The sequence below is a fragment of the Microbacterium sp. H83 genome, from assembly GCF_001650405.1.
Lineage (GTDB): Bacteria > Actinomycetota > Actinomycetes > Actinomycetales > Microbacteriaceae > Microbacterium.
In genome coordinates this window covers 68142-82496 of the sequence record NZ_LWCU01000002.1, presented here as the reverse complement: position 1 = coordinate 82496, position 14355 = coordinate 68142, and the positions used below count along the sequence as shown (strand labels likewise).

The following is a 14355-nucleotide window of genomic DNA, read 5'->3' as shown; positions in this document are numbered from 1 at the left end:
ACTGCCAACATGTCCGGCATGGATTCCAGGAACGAAGTGAAGTCCCGCCGCATCGATCTGCAACGGATCCGGTTCGACCGCACGACGGCTGTCATCGGTGCATTCGGCGCGGTGTTCGCGATCGCGACCGGAGTCCTCGGGTTCATGACAGCCAGTCTCGAGAGGGACAATGCCTCGCTCACGTCGGACCGCGCCGCGTTGATCTCAGCGAAGGAGGAACTCGAGTTCCAGCTCGTGACCGCCAACGCAGAAGTCGCCGCCCGAGATGAGACCGTCTCATCCCTTCGAGCCGAGAACCAGGTTCTTCGTGCTGCGGCGCCGTACACGGTCGACCCCGACGACGTGCACCCTCTGCGCGCCACGGCCGCGATCACGCTGGCCAGGAACGGTGACACCATCGACCTGAACTCCGTGATGCCGAATTTCGGCGCCGGGGGCACGATGGCGTGGAGCGATTCTGTTCGCTACGACGGCGACGAGCTGCGGTTCGGATACGGCGTCTCCTCGCTCACGCTGCCCTCGGGGATAGCGAAATACGAGACGTGCGCTGCGGCGACCGGATACGCGTCGAGCTCGTCGATCGAGGTTCATCTGCTGAAGGAGCCCGCGGTCTGCCTTCGGCTCCAGAGCGGACGCTTCGCGGCCGTGCAGGTCACCCGCTTCGACGAGGCATCGGTCGACGTGACCTTCACCGTGTGGGAGTAGCACCGAGCGGGAGCGACGGACGCCCTCGCGTCAGCGCGACTCGATGGTCTCCGGCCGCTTCTTCCGGAACGGGCGAGCCGGGGTGTTCGGGCCGTCCCACACCGTGATGACGCCCCACGCGGCGGCCGCGAGCGGCACCGAGAGCACCGCGCCGACGATGCCGCCGAGGATCGTGCCGGCGGTCAGCGCGAGCAGGATGACCAGCGCGTGGAGCTTCAGCGACCGCGCCATCACGACGGGCTGCAGGAAGTTGCCCTCCAGCTGGTTGACGAGCACGACGATGCCGACGACGATCAGCGCCGCGACCGGGCCGTGCGTCACGAGGGCGACGAGAGCGGCCAGGATCCCGGCGGCGGTGGCGCCGACGAGCGGGATGAAAGCCGTGAGGAAGACGATCACGGCGAGGGGCAGCGCGAGCGGGATCTGCAGGATGGCCAGACCGACCCCGATGCCGATGGCGTCCGCCGCGGCGATGATCGCGGTGCCGCGGATGTAGCCGCCGAACACCTCGACCGACTTGTCGCCGATGCGCCGCGCGCGGGCGTAGCTCTCACCCGTGAACGGACGCAGCAGGAACTCCCAGATGCGCGGGCCGTCCTTCAGGAAGAAGAACAGCACCACGATCATCAGCAGCAGACCGGTGAAGAAGCTGGCGGTGGCGGACACTCCGGCGAGCGCGCCGCGTCCGAACGAGGCGCTGGTGAGGAACGAGCTCACGCTCGCCCAGACGTCGTCGAGGTTCACGGCCTCGAGATCGAAGGGAAGGGTGTCCAGCCACGCGGTCACCTGCGTGATGCCGTCGGATGCCGACTCGACGAGGTCGTCCCACTGCGACCGCACCGTGAGGACGATCACCCAGACGACCGTGCCCAGGATCGCGATGATCGCGATGAGCGAGATCCAGGTCGCGAGGATCGACGGCACGCCCCGGCGCCGCAGGAAGCTGACGACGGGGTGGATGGCGCAGGCCAGGACGAGGGCGATCGTCACCGGGATGAAGACGAGAGACAGCTGCGTGACGACGAGCACGCCGACGGCCACCAGTGCGAGCACCGCGAGCGTCTGCAGACTACGAGTGGCGACGACGCCGAAGCCGCGCGACCAGAGGCGCGGCTCTGCCGGTCGGATCTCGGTCGGTGCGTCCGGCTGGCGGAACAGTCCCCACATGCGTGTCTCTCCCTCACCGGCATCGTGTGCGTCGTGAGGACAAACCTAGCAACCGACGGTGGCGGATCCGCCGATGAGGCCGCCGCTGATCGAGCGCGATCCGCTCGCGGTCGCACCGCTCCATCTATCCGTCTATCCGTGCGCGCGTACCCGCACGGGGTTCGTTTCGCAACCCCCGAGGACGACGGAGGCACGGACCGCGCGCGAACTGTCCGGGCCCTGCTGCGCTTTAACCAACATATTGATATACACGCGGTGCCGACTGCCCGTAGAGTGCATGTATGGGAATAGAAGTACCCGTCGTGCCTGGGGCGCAGCGGAATCTGGGGGCTGAAGACCTCTTCCGCCGACTGGCGACTCTGATCGCCGACGGCACCTATGCCCCCGGGGAGCGACTGAGCGACAAGACCATCGCCGAGGACCTCGGCGTGACCCGCACCCCGGTGCGCGAGGCCGTGCAGCGCCTGGCGCGAGCAGGCCTGATGGAGGTGCACGCCAATCGGTACTCGATGGTGACCGACATCACCGACGAGCGCTCCCGCGTGACGCGCGAGTTCGCAGCCTCGCACGGCGAGGAGATCATCAGGGAGGCGGCGCTCGCCCTCTCCGACCGCGACCTCGAGCTCGCGACCGAGCTCATCCGCGATGCCATCGACTCGGTCGAGAACGGTTCGGGATGGATCGAGGCGCACGTCGCGCTGTTCTCGTTCCTCACCGAGCGCGCCCTCAACGATCTGTACCGTCTCATGCTCAGCGACTTCTGGTACCTCGTGTTCCGCGACCTGTACCTCGGCGAACCGAGGGTGAACACGCGCGAATCGCTGGAGGACCTCGAGTCGGCCATGCGCGCCCGCAGCGCGGATGCGGGCATCAGCGCCGTGCGGCGCATGCTCTCGCTGAAATAGCGCAGTCGGCGCCGGAAGATTGGTCCCGGTCCTCCATGCCCGAACATGGAGGACCGGAGCAGCCGACGAGAAGGTCCGCACGCGCACCCACCCCCATGAGTGCACCTGAGACCGAGAGAGAACTCGAGGGCACCGCCTGGTTCGACCGACGCAGAGCGGCAAGAATGCGGCCCGTCGTGTCTCCAGCGTAGGTGGGGCGATCCATCCGCGCTCATCGGGGCTCGACCGTTGACTCTCCCCGCCGCCACTGCTATGCGCGTGGCGCGGGCGAGTAGCGGAGAGAGGAGCATCCGCGGCCTCGGTACGCTCGAGGGATGCTCGAGACGCTCACCGGATTCGCCGTGGTGGGTGTCGCCATCGTGCTCGGCTACGTGATCGGGCGCATCGACCTGCTCGGCCCCCACGCCCGTCACGTGCTCGGACGCCTCATCTTCTTCGTCCTCTCGCCGTTCCTGCTGTTCACGGTGCTCGCGCATGCCGACGCGAAGATGCTGTTCTCGTCACTGCTGCCGGTGTCGGCGATCGCCGCCGTCGCGGTCATCGCCGTCTACGCCCTGATCGCCCGACTCTGGTGGAAGCGCCCGCTCGGCGAGACGCTGATCGGCGCCCTGGCGGCCGGGCAGGTCAACTCGAACAACATCGGCCTCCCCCTCTCCCTGTACCTGCTCGGCAGCGCGGCGTACCCCGCCCCCGTCGTGCTGATGCAGCTGCTGGTCTTCACTCCGATCTCGCTCACCGTCCTCGACGCGGTCACGAGCGATCGGGTGTCGCTGCGCCGCACGCTCGTGCGCACCGCGACCAATCCGATCATCATCGGCTCCGTGTTCGGGACGCTCGTCTCGGTGCTCGACCTCACCGTGCCGCCGATCGTGATGGAGCCGGCGCAGCTCATCGCGGATGCCGCCGTGCCGGTGCTGCTGATCAGCTACGGCATCTCGCTGCACGGCCGCCGGGTGCTCGGGGCCCCGGGCCGCCGCCGCGACGTCGTGCTCGCGTCATCCCTGAAGCTGCTCGTCATGCCGGTGATCGCCTGGGCCGTGGCGCAGTTCGTCTTCGGGCTCTCCTCGAGCGAGGTGCTGATCGTCGTGATCCTGGCCGCGCTGCCGACCGCGCAGAACGTGTTCAACTACTCGCAGCGCTACGACATCGGCGAGACCATCTCGCGCGACACGGTCTTCCTGACCACTCTGGGGTGCCTGCCGGTGCTCGTGCTCATCATGTTCCTGCTCGGCTGAGGAGTCCGCCTCGGGATCGACGGGTGGAGGCAGAGGCGGGTGAAGGAGAAGGCGTAGGTTGAGGAGGTGGACAGCCCGCTCCCCTACATCGCCGTGATCGTCGTCGTGATCGTGCTGGCGATGCTCCTCCCCCGATGGATCCGGAGGACGTCGGGGAGCGCCGCCGAACGGGAGACGCGACGCCTCGCCGAGCCGCGAACGGCTGCCGCACTGGAGACTCTCGGGACGACGATGGTGGTCCACTCCGGGGAACCCGTCGTGCGGGAGCTGGTGGACTCGATCGCCCTGCAGCATCCGCGCGCGTTCACGATCCTGCCGGACGGGACGTACGGAGTCCGCTTCGCGGAGGCGGACGACGCGATCGCGCGGCTCGTCGAGGTCGACGGGGGTACCCGCGTCGAGATCTCCCGCTTCCGCGAATACGCCGGGATGCCGAACGACTGGGCGTTCTGGACCGAGCTCCTGCGCCGGGTGCAGGCAGGCGCCGAGGCGCGCGGCCTCGCGACGACGGCCGGACCTCGCCTGCGATTCGATCGCGGACGCGGATCCGACCCCCTGTGGTCGGCGGTCGGCGCCGACCACAGGTGATCGGCTGACTCAGCGCGCGCGACCCGCGTCCGCCGAGTCCTCGTCGCCCTTCTCGGCGCCGCTCTCGCTCTCGTCGTCGAGCTCGCTGAGCCCCTCGTCGACACCGTCGACCTCGTCGGGGTGGAACGGTCCCGAATCCTCGGGGTACGACATCGGATCCGACATGGTGTTCTCCTCTCGATCGTGCGCTTCCAGCATCGCGCGACGCGCGAGCAGGCGCAGGAGTCTTGACAGCCGAGCCGCTGCGATGTGACCGCGCATCTCGCGGCGTCCGAAGCTAGGCTTGTCAGCGCGCCCTCCGCGAACCTGCCGTCCCGCGGGCCGCGCACCCTCCTCCTTCGGCCCGTGTGAGCCCCCCGCTCGGCGTCACGGCCCCGCCAGAAAGGCTGACCATGAGCGAAACACCCTCCGACGACCGCACTCCCGACTTCTTCGACAAGCTCATCGACGAGACCCCGCGCGAGCAGTCCGGCGGCTTCACCGCGTCGTTCCGCGGGTACGACAAGGCCGAGGTCGATTCTGCGATCAGCGCGCTGCGCAACCAGCTGCAGCAGGCGAAGGCCGACCTCGCCGCCGCGGAGGCCCGCCACGAGGACAGCGTCGAGGAGATCCGCGACGCCGAGCGCGAGGCCCGCGAAGAGCTCGAGGCGGAGCTCACGGCGGTCAGGGCCAAGGCCGCGGAGACGGAGCAGCAGGTCGCGACCCTGACCAACGAGCTCGTCGACACCCCCCGCGCCGACGGCCAGGAGGCGCCGTCGCGCGAGCAGTTCGAGGCGATCCTGCGCGTCGCGGAGGAGCAGGCCAACGTCCTGATCCAGAACGCCGCCGTGCAGGCCGATCGGCTCATGGCCGCCGCTCGCGAGGAGGTCACGGCTCAGCGCGCCGAGGCGGACGCCGACGTCGCGCGCATCATCGCCCAGGCCCAGCACGACGCCGACCAGGTGCGCCTGAAGATCGACACCGAGTACACCGCGCACGAGGCGACCGTCGAGCGCGAGGCCGCGCATGCGGCAGAACGCGTCCACCAGGCGACGCAGGAGGCCACGGCGATCCGCACCGAGGCCGAGAAGGGCGCGGCGGCCCTCCGCTCGCTCGTCACGCGCGAGACCACGCAGCTGCGCGCGGACGCCGAGCGCGAGGTCCGCGAGATGAACGCCCGCGTGCTCGAGTTCGAGGAGACGCTGACCCGCCGGCAGGACGACGCGCAGCAGGAGTTCCTCGTGCTGCACAACCAGGCCGTCGCGCACGCCGAGCGCATCACGACGGATGCCAACGAGCAGGTCGCCGCGTCGCTCGAGCACGCGCAGCGCATCTCGGGCAAGGCCGACGACTACGAGCGACTGATGCGGTCGCAGGCGCAGACCATCGAGGCCGATGCCCAGGTGCGCGCGCGAGAGACGCTGGAGCGGGCGCGCGTCAAGTCGCAGAAGATCGTCGACTCCGTCACGTCGCACACCTCCACCGTCCTCCGCGACGCGGAGGACCACGCCCGTCAGCTGCGCTGGCAGCAGCAGCAGCTCGCCAGCTTCATGGCCGAGGTGCGCGAGCTGATCCGCCCCGACGGCATCTTCAGCGACGAGCAGTCCTCCGTCGCGTCCGCCGCTCCGTCGTCGACGGTCGCAGCGAACGTCGACGCCCACGAGGCGAGCGACGCGGACGACGTGGACGACGCGGACGACGCGATCGAGACGATCCACGCCGAGGTCGTCGACGACGAGGACGCCCCCGCCGAGGAGTTCCGCGGCGACGAGGCCCTGGACGACGAGATCCTCGACGCGGATGCGGAGACGATCGACGGCAAGATCACGATCGAGGTCGTCGAGTCCGACGAGAAGGCCTCGCGCTGAGCACCCGCCACTGACACCGGAGGGCGCGAGCGGACTGTCCGCCCGCGCCCTTCGTGCATGCGGCCCGCGCGGCATCCACCGGTCGACGGATGCCGGACTCCGTCGCTCCACCGCTACCGCCGACGCCCCTGCGCTGGGACGCTGGATGCATGACAGAGAGCGTGATCGAGGTCCGGGACCTCCGGAAGCAGTACGGCGGCTTCACCGCGGTCGACGGCATCAGCTTCGACATCCGCAGGGGCGAGACCTTCGCCCTCCTCGGACCCAACGGCGCGGGGAAGTCGACCACCATCGAGATCCTCGAGGGATATCGGCACCGCACCTCGGGTGATGTGCGCGTTCTCGGGGTGGACCCGCAGCGCGGCGGCCTCGACTGGAAGGCCCGGCTCGGCATCGTGCTGCAGTCGACCGGCGAGGCCGGGAGCTTCACCGTCCGCGAGCTCCTCACGGAGTTCGCGGGCTACTATCCGAGGCCTCGGGACATCGACGAGGTCATCGCCGCGGTCGGGCTGGAGCAGAAGCAGCGGACCCGTGCCGGCCGGCTCTCGGGCGGGCAGCAGCGGCGGCTCGACGTGGCTCTGGGCATCATCGGACGACCCGAGCTGCTGTTCCTCGACGAACCCACGACAGGATTCGATCCCGAGGCCCGTCGACAGTTCTGGGAGCTCATCCGCGCACTCAAGGCCGAGGGCACCAGCATCCTCCTCACGACGCACTACCTGGATGAAGCCGCGCAGCTGGGCGACCGCGCGGCGGTCATCACCGGAGGACGGATCGCGGCGATCGGCCCGATCGACGAGATCGGCGGACCCGACGCCCGCACCCCCATGGTGCGCTGGCGGGATGCCGAGGGCGCGATGCAGGAGCGTCGGACGACGGCCCCCGGCGCTCTCGTCGTCGAGCTGCACGGCGCGCTGGGCGAACCCGAGTCCCTCGAGGTCGTGCGTCCCACGCTCGAGGACATCTACCTGGGGCTCATCCGCGACCACGACACGAACGGCACCGCCGAGCCCCACGCGACCGCGATCGTGTCGTCCGCCGCCCGCACCGACGTCACGGAGTCCGCATGACCGCCGTGACCGCACCCCCTCGCTTCGGCATCGCCCGGACGATCCGTCTCGGCGTGAGACGGATCGGCTTCGAGCTCCGCCAGTACTTCCGCGCCGGCGACCAGGTCTTCTTCACCTTCCTGTTCCCCACGGTGATGTACCTGATCTTCGCGACGATCTTCACCGGCGACGTCGGACAGGGACCCGATGCCGTCAGCATGGCCACCTACTACCTGCCCGGCCTCGTCGCCGGCGGCATCTTCCTCTCGGGCGTGCAGGGTCTGTCGATCGAGATCGCGGTCGAGAAGAGCGACGGGACGCTCAAGCGCCTCGGCAGCACGCCCCTCTCGCCCGCGACCTACTTCATCGGCAAGATCGGGCAGGTCTTCGTCACGGCGATCCTGCAGATCACCCTGCTGCTCGCCGTCGCCGTCGTCCTCTACCGGGTGGAGCTGCCCTCCGACGCCGCCGCGTGGGGTCGTTTCACGTGGGTGTTCGTCCTCGGCCTGCTCTCCTGCGCGCTGCTGGGCGTCGCCCTCTCCTCGGTCCCCCGCAGCGGCAAGACCGCCTCGGCCGTGGTGATCCCCGTCGTGCTGCTGCTGCAGTTCATATCGGGCGTGTACATCGCGTTCTCCTCGCTGCCGGAATGGCTGCAGAACGTCGCGGGCGTCTTCCCGCTCAAGTGGATAGCGCAGGGCATGCGGGCGGCACTCCTGCCCGACTCGTTCGCGGCCGCGGAGCCCGGAGGCGACTGGCAGCTCGGACTCGTGGCGATCATGCTCGCGGTCTGGCTCGTGGTCGGCGTCGTCCTGAGCCGCGCGACCTTCCGATGGATCCGACGCAACGGATGACCGCTCCCCAGGTTCCGGTCGGTCCTCGCGACCCGGCGCCCTCGCGGCATCGGGTCGCGGCGAACGGTGCGAGAGTGGATCGTATGAGCCGCGTGATCCGCCGAGAGCGCCTGGGATGGGATGTCGCCTCCCTCGCGCTGCTGCTCGCCGTCACGGGACTCTCCTTCGCGATCCCCGAGACGTTCCCCGGCTCGCGCCTCGCGATGATCGGCATCGCGCTCGCGGTGTTCCTCGTGTACGCATTCGGCGCCCGGCCGTACGTGGGCATCCACGAGGGCATCGAGGACCCGTCTCCGGCCCTTTCGGCGGTGCTGCAGATCCTGCTCATCGGCCTCCTCGCGGCCGGGGTCCTGATCGATCCCAACATGCTGCTGCTGCAGACCCTGGTGCTCCCCCTCATCTGGATGACGTCCCGGTCGACCGGTCAGGCCATCCTCGTGACCCTTGGGAACGGCCTCGTGCTCGCGCTCGCCTACGCCCTGTGGGGAGGTCTGACGCCGGACTCGTTCGCCGGCGGCTTCCTCACGGCCGGACTGTCGACCGCGTTCAGCCTCGCGCTGGGGCTCTGGATCACCCGCATCGCCGAGTGGGGCGTGCAGCGCCAGCAGCTGCTCGCCGAGCTCACCGCCGCGCAGTCCGGGCTCGAGACGGCCAGTCGCGAGGCCGGAGCGATGGAGGAGCGCGCGCGCCTCGCTCGCGACGTGCACGACACGATCGCGCAGAGCCTCACGAGCATCGTCATGCTGGCGGAGCGCGCCAGGCACGACGGGTCGCCCGCCGCCCTCGAGCTGATCGAGGATGCGGCGCGCGAGGCGCTCGTCGAGGCCAGGGTACTCGTCGCGGTGACATCGACCACGCCGTCGGCGGATTCGCTCGGCGATGCCCTCCGCCGTCTCGGCGAGCGCTTCTCGCGGGAGACCGGGATGCGGATCAGGGTGACCGCCTCGGACGCCGCGCTGCCGAGGGACGCACAGGTCGTGCTGCTGCGGTGCGCCCAGGAGGGGCTCGCCAACGTGCGCAAGCATTCGGCGGCGACGGCGGCCCTGGTGGACCTGATCGTCGACGACGGTGCGGAGCTGCGCATCCGCGACGACGGCCGGGGGCTCGGCGGCGTCTCGATCGACGATGATCGCGGCTTCGGCCTCGCGGGCATGCGCGAGCGCGTCGCGCTCGTCGGCGGCACGCTCACGGTGGCCGACGGCGAGGAGTCGGGGACGGACCTCATCGTCCGGATCCCGCCCGCCGGAGCCGGCGCCGGCGCGTCGTCGACCCGCGCATCCGTCTCACCCCCCGCGCCCGCCTCCGCGAAGGAGAACGCATGATCCGCGTCATCGTCGCCGACGATCACCCCATCGTCCGGTCCGGGATCGTGGGGCTCGTCGCCCTGGACCCGGGACTCGACGTCGTGGCCGAGGCCGCCGACGGCGCGGAGGCGGTCGCCCTGGCGGCTCGGCTCCGGCCCGACGTCGTGCTCATGGACCTGCGGATGCCGGGGACCTCGGGGATCGAGGCGACGGCGCGCATCACCGAGGAGCTCCCGGACGTCCGCGTGCTCGTGCTCACCACGTACGAGACGGACGACGACATCCTGGGCGCGATCGAGGCGGGAGCGAGCGGCTACCTGCTGAAGGCGGCTCCGCACGAGGAGATCGTCGCCGGCATCCGGTCGGTGGCCGAGGGCCACTCCGTGCTCGCGCCCTCGATCGCCGCGACGCTGGTGACGCGCATGCGCAGCGAGCGCGTCGACCGCCCCGCGCTCAGCGCGCGAGAGCTCGAGGTGCTGCGCCTGGTGGCCGCCGGGCACAGCAATCCCGAGATCGGGCGGGTCCTCTTCATCGGCGAGGCGACGGTGAAGACCCATCTGCTCCACGTCTTCGAGAAGCTGGGGGTCTCCGACCGCACCCGCGCGGTGACCCTCGCCCTCGAGCTCGGCATCCTCTAGCGGGAGACACCGATCCGCGGGCCTGCGGTCAGGCGCGACCGAACTGCGCCGATGCCGGGCAGTCGAACGGATCGCGGGCCGCGAGACCGACGCGGTTGAGGTACTCGATCACGATCGCGTAGGAGCGTCCGAGGCTCGTCTCCGTGTACGGCACGTCGTTCGCGGCGCAGTAGTCGCGCACGACATCCCGAGCCTTCGACAGGTGCAGACGCGGCATGTTCGGGAAGAGGTGATGCTCGACCTGGTAGTTGAGGCCGCCCATCAGCCAGGTCGCCCACCAGCCGCCGCGGATGTTGCGGGACGTGCGCACCTGCTTCGAGAAGAAGTCGAGGCGTGCGCTGGGGTCGATGATCGGCATGCCCTTGTGGTTGGGAGCGAACGACGCGCCCATGTAGACGCCGAACACCGCGAGCTGCACGCCCATGAAGGCGAAGGCCATGCCGAGGGGCAGCAGAAGGAACACCGGCACGAGGACCACGGCGAAGCGCAGGGCGATGAGACCCAGCTCGATCCAGCGCCCCTTCGCCTTCCTGCTCGTCGTCAGGTGCTTGAGCCCGAGGTAGTGGAGGTTGAGTCCCTCGAGCGTGAGCAGCGGGAAGAACAGCCACCCCTGCTTGCGGGTGAGGACGCGGATCAGACCCCGTGACTTCGCGGCATCCGTCTCGAGGAACGAGATCGTGTCGACCTCGATGTCCGGGTCCTTGCCGACCTGGTTCGGGTTGCCGTGGTGCTTGGTGTGCTTGGAGTCCCACCAGGAGTAGCTGATGCCGACGACGCCGGCCGCGAGGATGCGGGCGAGACGGAAGTTCGCCGGTCCCGAGGCGAGGATCTGGCGGTGCGCGGCCTCGTGGGCGAGGAACGCGACCTGCGTGAGGATGATGCCGAGCGCGCCGGCCATCAGGAGCTGGAACCAGCTGTCGCCGAGGAGGATGAAGCCCGTGACGACCCCGCCGAACGCGAGGACGAGAGCGGTGCCGACGAGCGCGTAGAACCAGCGCGCGCGCTGCAGGAGCCCCATCTCCCTGACGACCTGCGACACCTGCTTGTAGGCGTGCGCCATCGGGGGGAACTCGGCGGTGCCGGAGTAGGTCTGACGAACCGGTCCGAGAGTGGCGGTCGTGTCGACGGATGCGAGGGAGATGATGCTCTCCAGACGATCGGAGCCCTTGAGCTGTGGAAGCCCAAGGCAGATCGCCCAACGCTCACCTCAGGCTAACCCGGTCCTCATGCGATTGGCGGTATACGTCCGGACCCCGTGACGATTCACAGGTCCCGCCCACGAGACGGTCAGGCGCGGGCGCGACGGGGTCGCCGACGCAGGGCGCGCGGCAGGGTGAACGTGAAGCTCAGCGGGCGCGGTTCGGGGACGTGCGAGTCCTCGAGAGCCCGGCGGGCGTCGTCGAGCGAGCGGAAGGAGCCCAGGTCGGCGCCGCGCTGGTCGCGGACGAGGTGGGCGGCGCCGTCGAACTCCACGAAGCCGGCGAACTCGCCGGCACGCGTGGCGACGTGCACATCGGTGTCGGCCTGTTTCCAGGTCAGCGGATCGGACGGGGAGAAGGTGGTCGTGCTCATGGTGATACTCATTGCTGTGCGGCGGATGCGCAGGGCGGTCCGCGAAGATGTGAGATCGAGGGCGGCTTCCACGCGCGTCGATGTGCGTGGTCCGGAATGGGCCCTGATCAGTGGCGACGTGGCGGCCTAGAGGGGGGCCATGACACACGCTGCACCATCAGCTTAGCAGGTCGGCGCTCGGCGCGCTCAGCTCGACGGCGGCCGGCCGCCTCCCGGACCGCCCTGGCCTCCGGACGGCGCGGAGCCGGCACTCGGCGTCGTGGTGGTGTCGACGCCGACGACCAGGCTGGCCGAGAAGCCGCCGGAGACGTCGCCCGTGACGGCGGCCAGTTGGAGGGATGCCGAGTCGTCGCCGAAGACGTTGTCGCTCGCGAGGCTCGTCTGCGACATGTTGCGTGCCGAGCCGTCGTACCGCGCATCGGCGTAGACCGTCGCGCAGACGTCCTCCGGCAGCGCCAGCTGCGACGTGGCGATCGCGTTCGCGGAGTCGGTGATCGACCCGACGTCCGGGTAGACCTCGAAGTGGATGTGCGGCCAGCGTCCCGAGTAGCACCCGGGGAAGATCGATGAGAACGACACCTTCCCCTCGGCATCCGCCACCTGCACGCCGCGGAGGTAGGTCACGTCCTCGAGCCCCGCGGAGTACATCGAGTACTCCCCCTGCGCGGTGCAGTGCCACGCGTACACGGCCGCGCCGGCGAACGGCGCACCCGCGTTCGTCAGGTCGAGGATCTGCAGACCGACGTCGAGCGGGATGCCGTCGGCGGTCGCGGAGCCGTCGATCGACGAGGTGATGTCCCGGCGGACGATGCCGGACTCCTCGAGGACGTCGGGACCGTTCGACCCGTCGCCCGGATAGGGTCCCGCCGTCTCGTCGGGGATCTCGCCCTCGGCGGTCGTCGCGCTGTCCGAGGACGCGTCCCCCGATCCGCCGGTCGACGATGCGCCGCGCGAGCTCGACGAGTCCGCGGGCGCGCACGCCGCGAGGACGAGGGCGCCCACGCCCAGCCCCGCCAGCCCCAGCACCCCGCGCCGCGACACGAGCGTCCGCAGGTCGAACGCGGCGCCCTGATCGACGACCTCCTCGTCCGCCCGATCGAGCAGCCGCCCCTCGTAGGCGGGGCCCTCGGGGGTCTGGACGGGTTCGGGGATGCGGCTCATGATGGTGCTCCTTCCGGCGGGTGTCGTGGAGCCCATGGTCGGCGCAGAAGTGAGGCGGAGCCGATGACGCGACTGTGCCCCCGCTATGAGCGTCGATCCACGGGCGGTCGGAGCACCAGCACGACGACCACCGCCACGAGCACCACGGCGGTGATCGCGACCGGGATCGGCAGCACCGGGTCGAGCAGCACGAGGAGGGCGCCGACCGGCATGACGGTGTTCACGAGGCGGTCGGCGTTCTCCCGGATCGCGATCCACCAGATGCCGAGCAGGAAGATCGCGATCGGGATCGTGACGGTGAACGAGGCGGTGATGCTCGACAGGCGGCTCTCATGGAGCAGCACGTCGAGCTCGACCTCGATGCCGGCGGAGAACGCCGCCGCCGCTGCGAAGACCAGATAGTGCGTGTAGCCGTAGCGCAGGGACCGACGGAACGAGGTGATCGCGCGGTGGTGCGGAGGCCAGAAGTAGATCCACCAGAGGGATGCCGTGACGACGAGCGTCAGCACGGAGATGGAGATGAGGGGCACGAAGGAATCCAGCTCGGTGCTCGCGTCGATGATCGCGTTGGCCGAGGCCAGCAGGCTCTCGCCCAGCACGATCAGCGTGAACAGGCCGTACCGCTCGGTGATGTGGTGCGGATGCCACGGCGTCTGCCGGCGATACTCCGCGAACACCGGGATGCTCATCTCCACGAGCGCGAACACAACGAAGGCGACGAGCTGGGGCATCCCGGAGGGGATGAGCAGGAACAGCACCCACAGCACCTGGACGGCGGCGATGCCGATCGCGTAGCGGCGCGTGGCCGACCGCAGCTCCCCCGCCCCGCGGGAGGCGCGCAGCCACTGCGCGATCATCGCGACGCGCATGACGATGTAGCCGATCACCGGGATCGTGAAGTCGCCGTGGTCGAACGCCGCGGGGATGCCGGCCGCGAGGACGAGCACCCCGCCCATCTGCACGATCGTGGTGAGCCGGTACAGCCAGTCGTCGGTGTCGAAGGACGTCGCGAACCACGTGAAGTTCATCCACGCCCACCACACCGCGAAGAACACCATCGCGTACGACGTGACGCCGTGCACGAAGTCGCCGTCGCTCAGGGCACGGTGCAGCTGCGCGGAGGCGATGCTCACGGCGACCACGAACACCAGATCGAAGAAGAGCTCCAGCGTGCTGGCCGTCCGATGCGGCTGCGCCGGGTCGCGCGGGAGCATGCGGCTCAGGTGGAAACGGCGGGTCGTCTGCGCGGTCACGCGGTCAGGATACCGGGGCCGCCGACTGCCTCGGCGGGCCCTCCGGGACTCGTTTCCTCCACTCGCGAGAATTACCTTCC

15 protein-coding genes are annotated in these 14355 nt (G+C 69.7%); 9 read left to right on the top strand and 6 right to left on the bottom strand.

The window, feature by feature from the left end:
- Positions 1–18 precede the first annotated feature (18 nt).
- On the top strand, positions 19–705 hold the full coding sequence (locus A4X16_RS01775; protein ID WP_157559920.1) for a hypothetical protein: 687 nt from the start codon (positions 19–21) through the stop codon (positions 703–705).
- Positions 706–735: 30 nt separating this feature from the next.
- Here A4X16_RS01775 and A4X16_RS01770 read toward each other — a convergent pair whose 3' ends face one another.
- Positions 736–1872 (bottom strand): AI-2E family transporter, encoded by a 1137-nt coding sequence (locus tag A4X16_RS01770; RefSeq protein ID WP_067115511.1) that lies wholly within the window; start codon positions 1870–1872, stop codon positions 736–738.
- Between the two features lie 281 nt (positions 1873–2153).
- Between A4X16_RS01770 and A4X16_RS01765 the strand changes: the two genes are divergently transcribed.
- The 3 genes from A4X16_RS01765 to A4X16_RS01755 all read left to right on the top strand — a co-directional run bounded on the left by A4X16_RS01765 (position 2154) and on the right by A4X16_RS01755 (position 4600).
- Positions 2154–2777: a GntR family transcriptional regulator gene (locus A4X16_RS01765; protein WP_082914208.1), complete on the top strand. Its 624-nt coding sequence runs from the start codon at positions 2154–2156 to the stop codon at positions 2775–2777.
- Between the two features lie 314 nt (positions 2778–3091).
- Positions 3092–4012, top strand: coding sequence for an AEC family transporter (locus A4X16_RS01760; protein WP_067115505.1), 921 nt, complete (start codon positions 3092–3094; stop codon positions 4010–4012).
- A 66-nt stretch (positions 4013–4078) separates the two neighbouring features.
- Positions 4079–4600 carry a hypothetical protein gene (locus A4X16_RS01755; RefSeq protein ID WP_067115502.1) on the top strand — a complete coding sequence of 174 codons (522 nt, stop codon included), beginning with the start codon at positions 4079–4081 and terminating at the stop codon, positions 4598–4600.
- Between the two features lie 9 nt (positions 4601–4609).
- On the opposite strand, the gene A4X16_RS17680 is transcribed toward A4X16_RS01755, so the two are convergent.
- Positions 4610–4765 (bottom strand): hypothetical protein, encoded by a 156-nt coding sequence (locus A4X16_RS17680; protein ID WP_157559919.1) that lies wholly within the window; start codon positions 4763–4765, stop codon positions 4610–4612.
- A 227-nt stretch (positions 4766–4992) separates the two neighbouring features.
- On the opposite strand from A4X16_RS17680, the gene A4X16_RS01745 reads away from it, so the two are divergent.
- From A4X16_RS01745 to A4X16_RS01725, 5 genes are all read left to right on the top strand, one after another.
- Complete coding sequence (locus A4X16_RS01745; RefSeq protein WP_067115496.1) at positions 4993–6447, top strand: cell division initiation protein; 1455 nt, start codon at positions 4993–4995, stop codon at positions 6445–6447.
- Between the two features lie 149 nt (positions 6448–6596).
- The gene (locus tag A4X16_RS01740) at positions 6597–7517 is read left to right on the top strand and encodes an ABC transporter ATP-binding protein (protein ID WP_067115493.1); all 921 of its coding nucleotides are present in this window, start codon (positions 6597–6599) and stop codon (positions 7515–7517) included.
- Positions 7514–8347 carry an ABC transporter permease gene (locus tag A4X16_RS01735; RefSeq protein ID WP_067115490.1) on the top strand — a complete coding sequence of 278 codons (834 nt, stop codon included), beginning with the start codon at positions 7514–7516 and terminating at the stop codon, positions 8345–8347. The genes A4X16_RS01740 and A4X16_RS01735 overlap by 4 nt, the downstream gene beginning before the upstream one ends.
- 83 nt (positions 8348–8430) lie before the next feature.
- The gene (locus tag A4X16_RS01730) at positions 8431–9669 is read left to right on the top strand and encodes a sensor histidine kinase (RefSeq protein ID WP_067115487.1); all 1239 of its coding nucleotides are present in this window, start codon (positions 8431–8433) and stop codon (positions 9667–9669) included.
- The gene (locus tag A4X16_RS01725) at positions 9666–10289 is read left to right on the top strand and encodes a response regulator (protein WP_067115483.1); all 624 of its coding nucleotides are present in this window, start codon (positions 9666–9668) and stop codon (positions 10287–10289) included. The genes A4X16_RS01730 and A4X16_RS01725 overlap by 4 nt, the downstream gene beginning before the upstream one ends.
- 28 nt (positions 10290–10317) lie before the next feature.
- Here the strand turns inward: A4X16_RS01725 and A4X16_RS01720 are convergent, their stop codons facing one another.
- From A4X16_RS01720 to A4X16_RS01705, 4 genes are all read right to left on the bottom strand, one after another.
- Positions 10318–11442 carry a fatty acid desaturase family protein gene (locus A4X16_RS01720; RefSeq protein ID WP_331709737.1) on the bottom strand — a complete coding sequence of 375 codons (1125 nt, stop codon included), beginning with the start codon at positions 11440–11442 and terminating at the stop codon, positions 10318–10320.
- Positions 11443–11576: 134 nt separating this feature from the next.
- Positions 11577–11861, bottom strand: a complete 285-nt coding sequence (locus A4X16_RS01715; protein ID WP_067115477.1) for a hypothetical protein — start codon at positions 11859–11861, stop codon at positions 11577–11579.
- Between the two features lie 186 nt (positions 11862–12047).
- Complete coding sequence (locus tag A4X16_RS01710; RefSeq protein ID WP_067115474.1) at positions 12048–13022, bottom strand: intradiol ring-cleavage dioxygenase; 975 nt, start codon at positions 13020–13022, stop codon at positions 12048–12050.
- Between the two features lie 83 nt (positions 13023–13105).
- A complete protein-coding gene (locus tag A4X16_RS01705) occupies positions 13106–14236 on the bottom strand; it encodes a low temperature requirement protein A (protein WP_067115619.1) in 1131 nt (376 codons plus the stop codon).
- Positions 14237–14355: the final 119 nt, after the last annotated feature.

Excerpts from the sequence above, each read along its gene's own strand:
- A4X16_RS01740 (WP_067115493.1), top strand. The coding sequence starts at position 6,597 with ATGACAGAGAGCGTGATCGAGGTCCGGGACCTCCGGAAGCAGTACGGC.
- A4X16_RS01735 (WP_067115490.1), top strand. The coding sequence starts at position 7,514 with ATGACCGCCGTGACCGCACCCCCTCGCTTCGGCATCGCCCGGACGATC.
- A4X16_RS01765 (WP_082914208.1), top strand. The coding sequence starts at position 2,154 with ATGGGAATAGAAGTACCCGTCGTGCCTGGGGCGCAGCGGAATCTGGGG.
- A4X16_RS01710 (WP_067115474.1), bottom strand. The coding sequence starts at position 13,022 with ATGAGCCGCATCCCCGAACCCGTCCAGACCCCCGAGGGCCCCGCCTAC.
- A4X16_RS01715 (WP_067115477.1), bottom strand. The coding sequence starts at position 11,861 with ATGAGCACGACCACCTTCTCCCCGTCCGATCCGCTGACCTGGAAACAG.
- A4X16_RS01745 (WP_067115496.1), top strand. The coding sequence starts at position 4,993 with ATGAGCGAAACACCCTCCGACGACCGCACTCCCGACTTCTTCGACAAG.
- A4X16_RS01775 (WP_157559920.1), top strand. The coding sequence starts at position 19 with ATGGATTCCAGGAACGAAGTGAAGTCCCGCCGCATCGATCTGCAACGG.
- A4X16_RS01705 (WP_067115619.1), bottom strand. The coding sequence starts at position 14,236 with ATGCTCCCGCGCGACCCGGCGCAGCCGCATCGGACGGCCAGCACGCTG.
- A4X16_RS01725 (WP_067115483.1), top strand. The coding sequence starts at position 9,666 with ATGATCCGCGTCATCGTCGCCGACGATCACCCCATCGTCCGGTCCGGG.
- A4X16_RS17680 (WP_157559919.1), bottom strand. The coding sequence starts at position 4,765 with ATGTCGGATCCGATGTCGTACCCCGAGGATTCGGGACCGTTCCACCCC.
- A4X16_RS01760 (WP_067115505.1), top strand. The coding sequence starts at position 3,092 with ATGCTCGAGACGCTCACCGGATTCGCCGTGGTGGGTGTCGCCATCGTG.
- A4X16_RS01730 (WP_067115487.1), top strand. The coding sequence starts at position 8,431 with ATGAGCCGCGTGATCCGCCGAGAGCGCCTGGGATGGGATGTCGCCTCC.
- A4X16_RS01770 (WP_067115511.1), bottom strand. The coding sequence starts at position 1,872 with ATGTGGGGACTGTTCCGCCAGCCGGACGCACCGACCGAGATCCGACCG.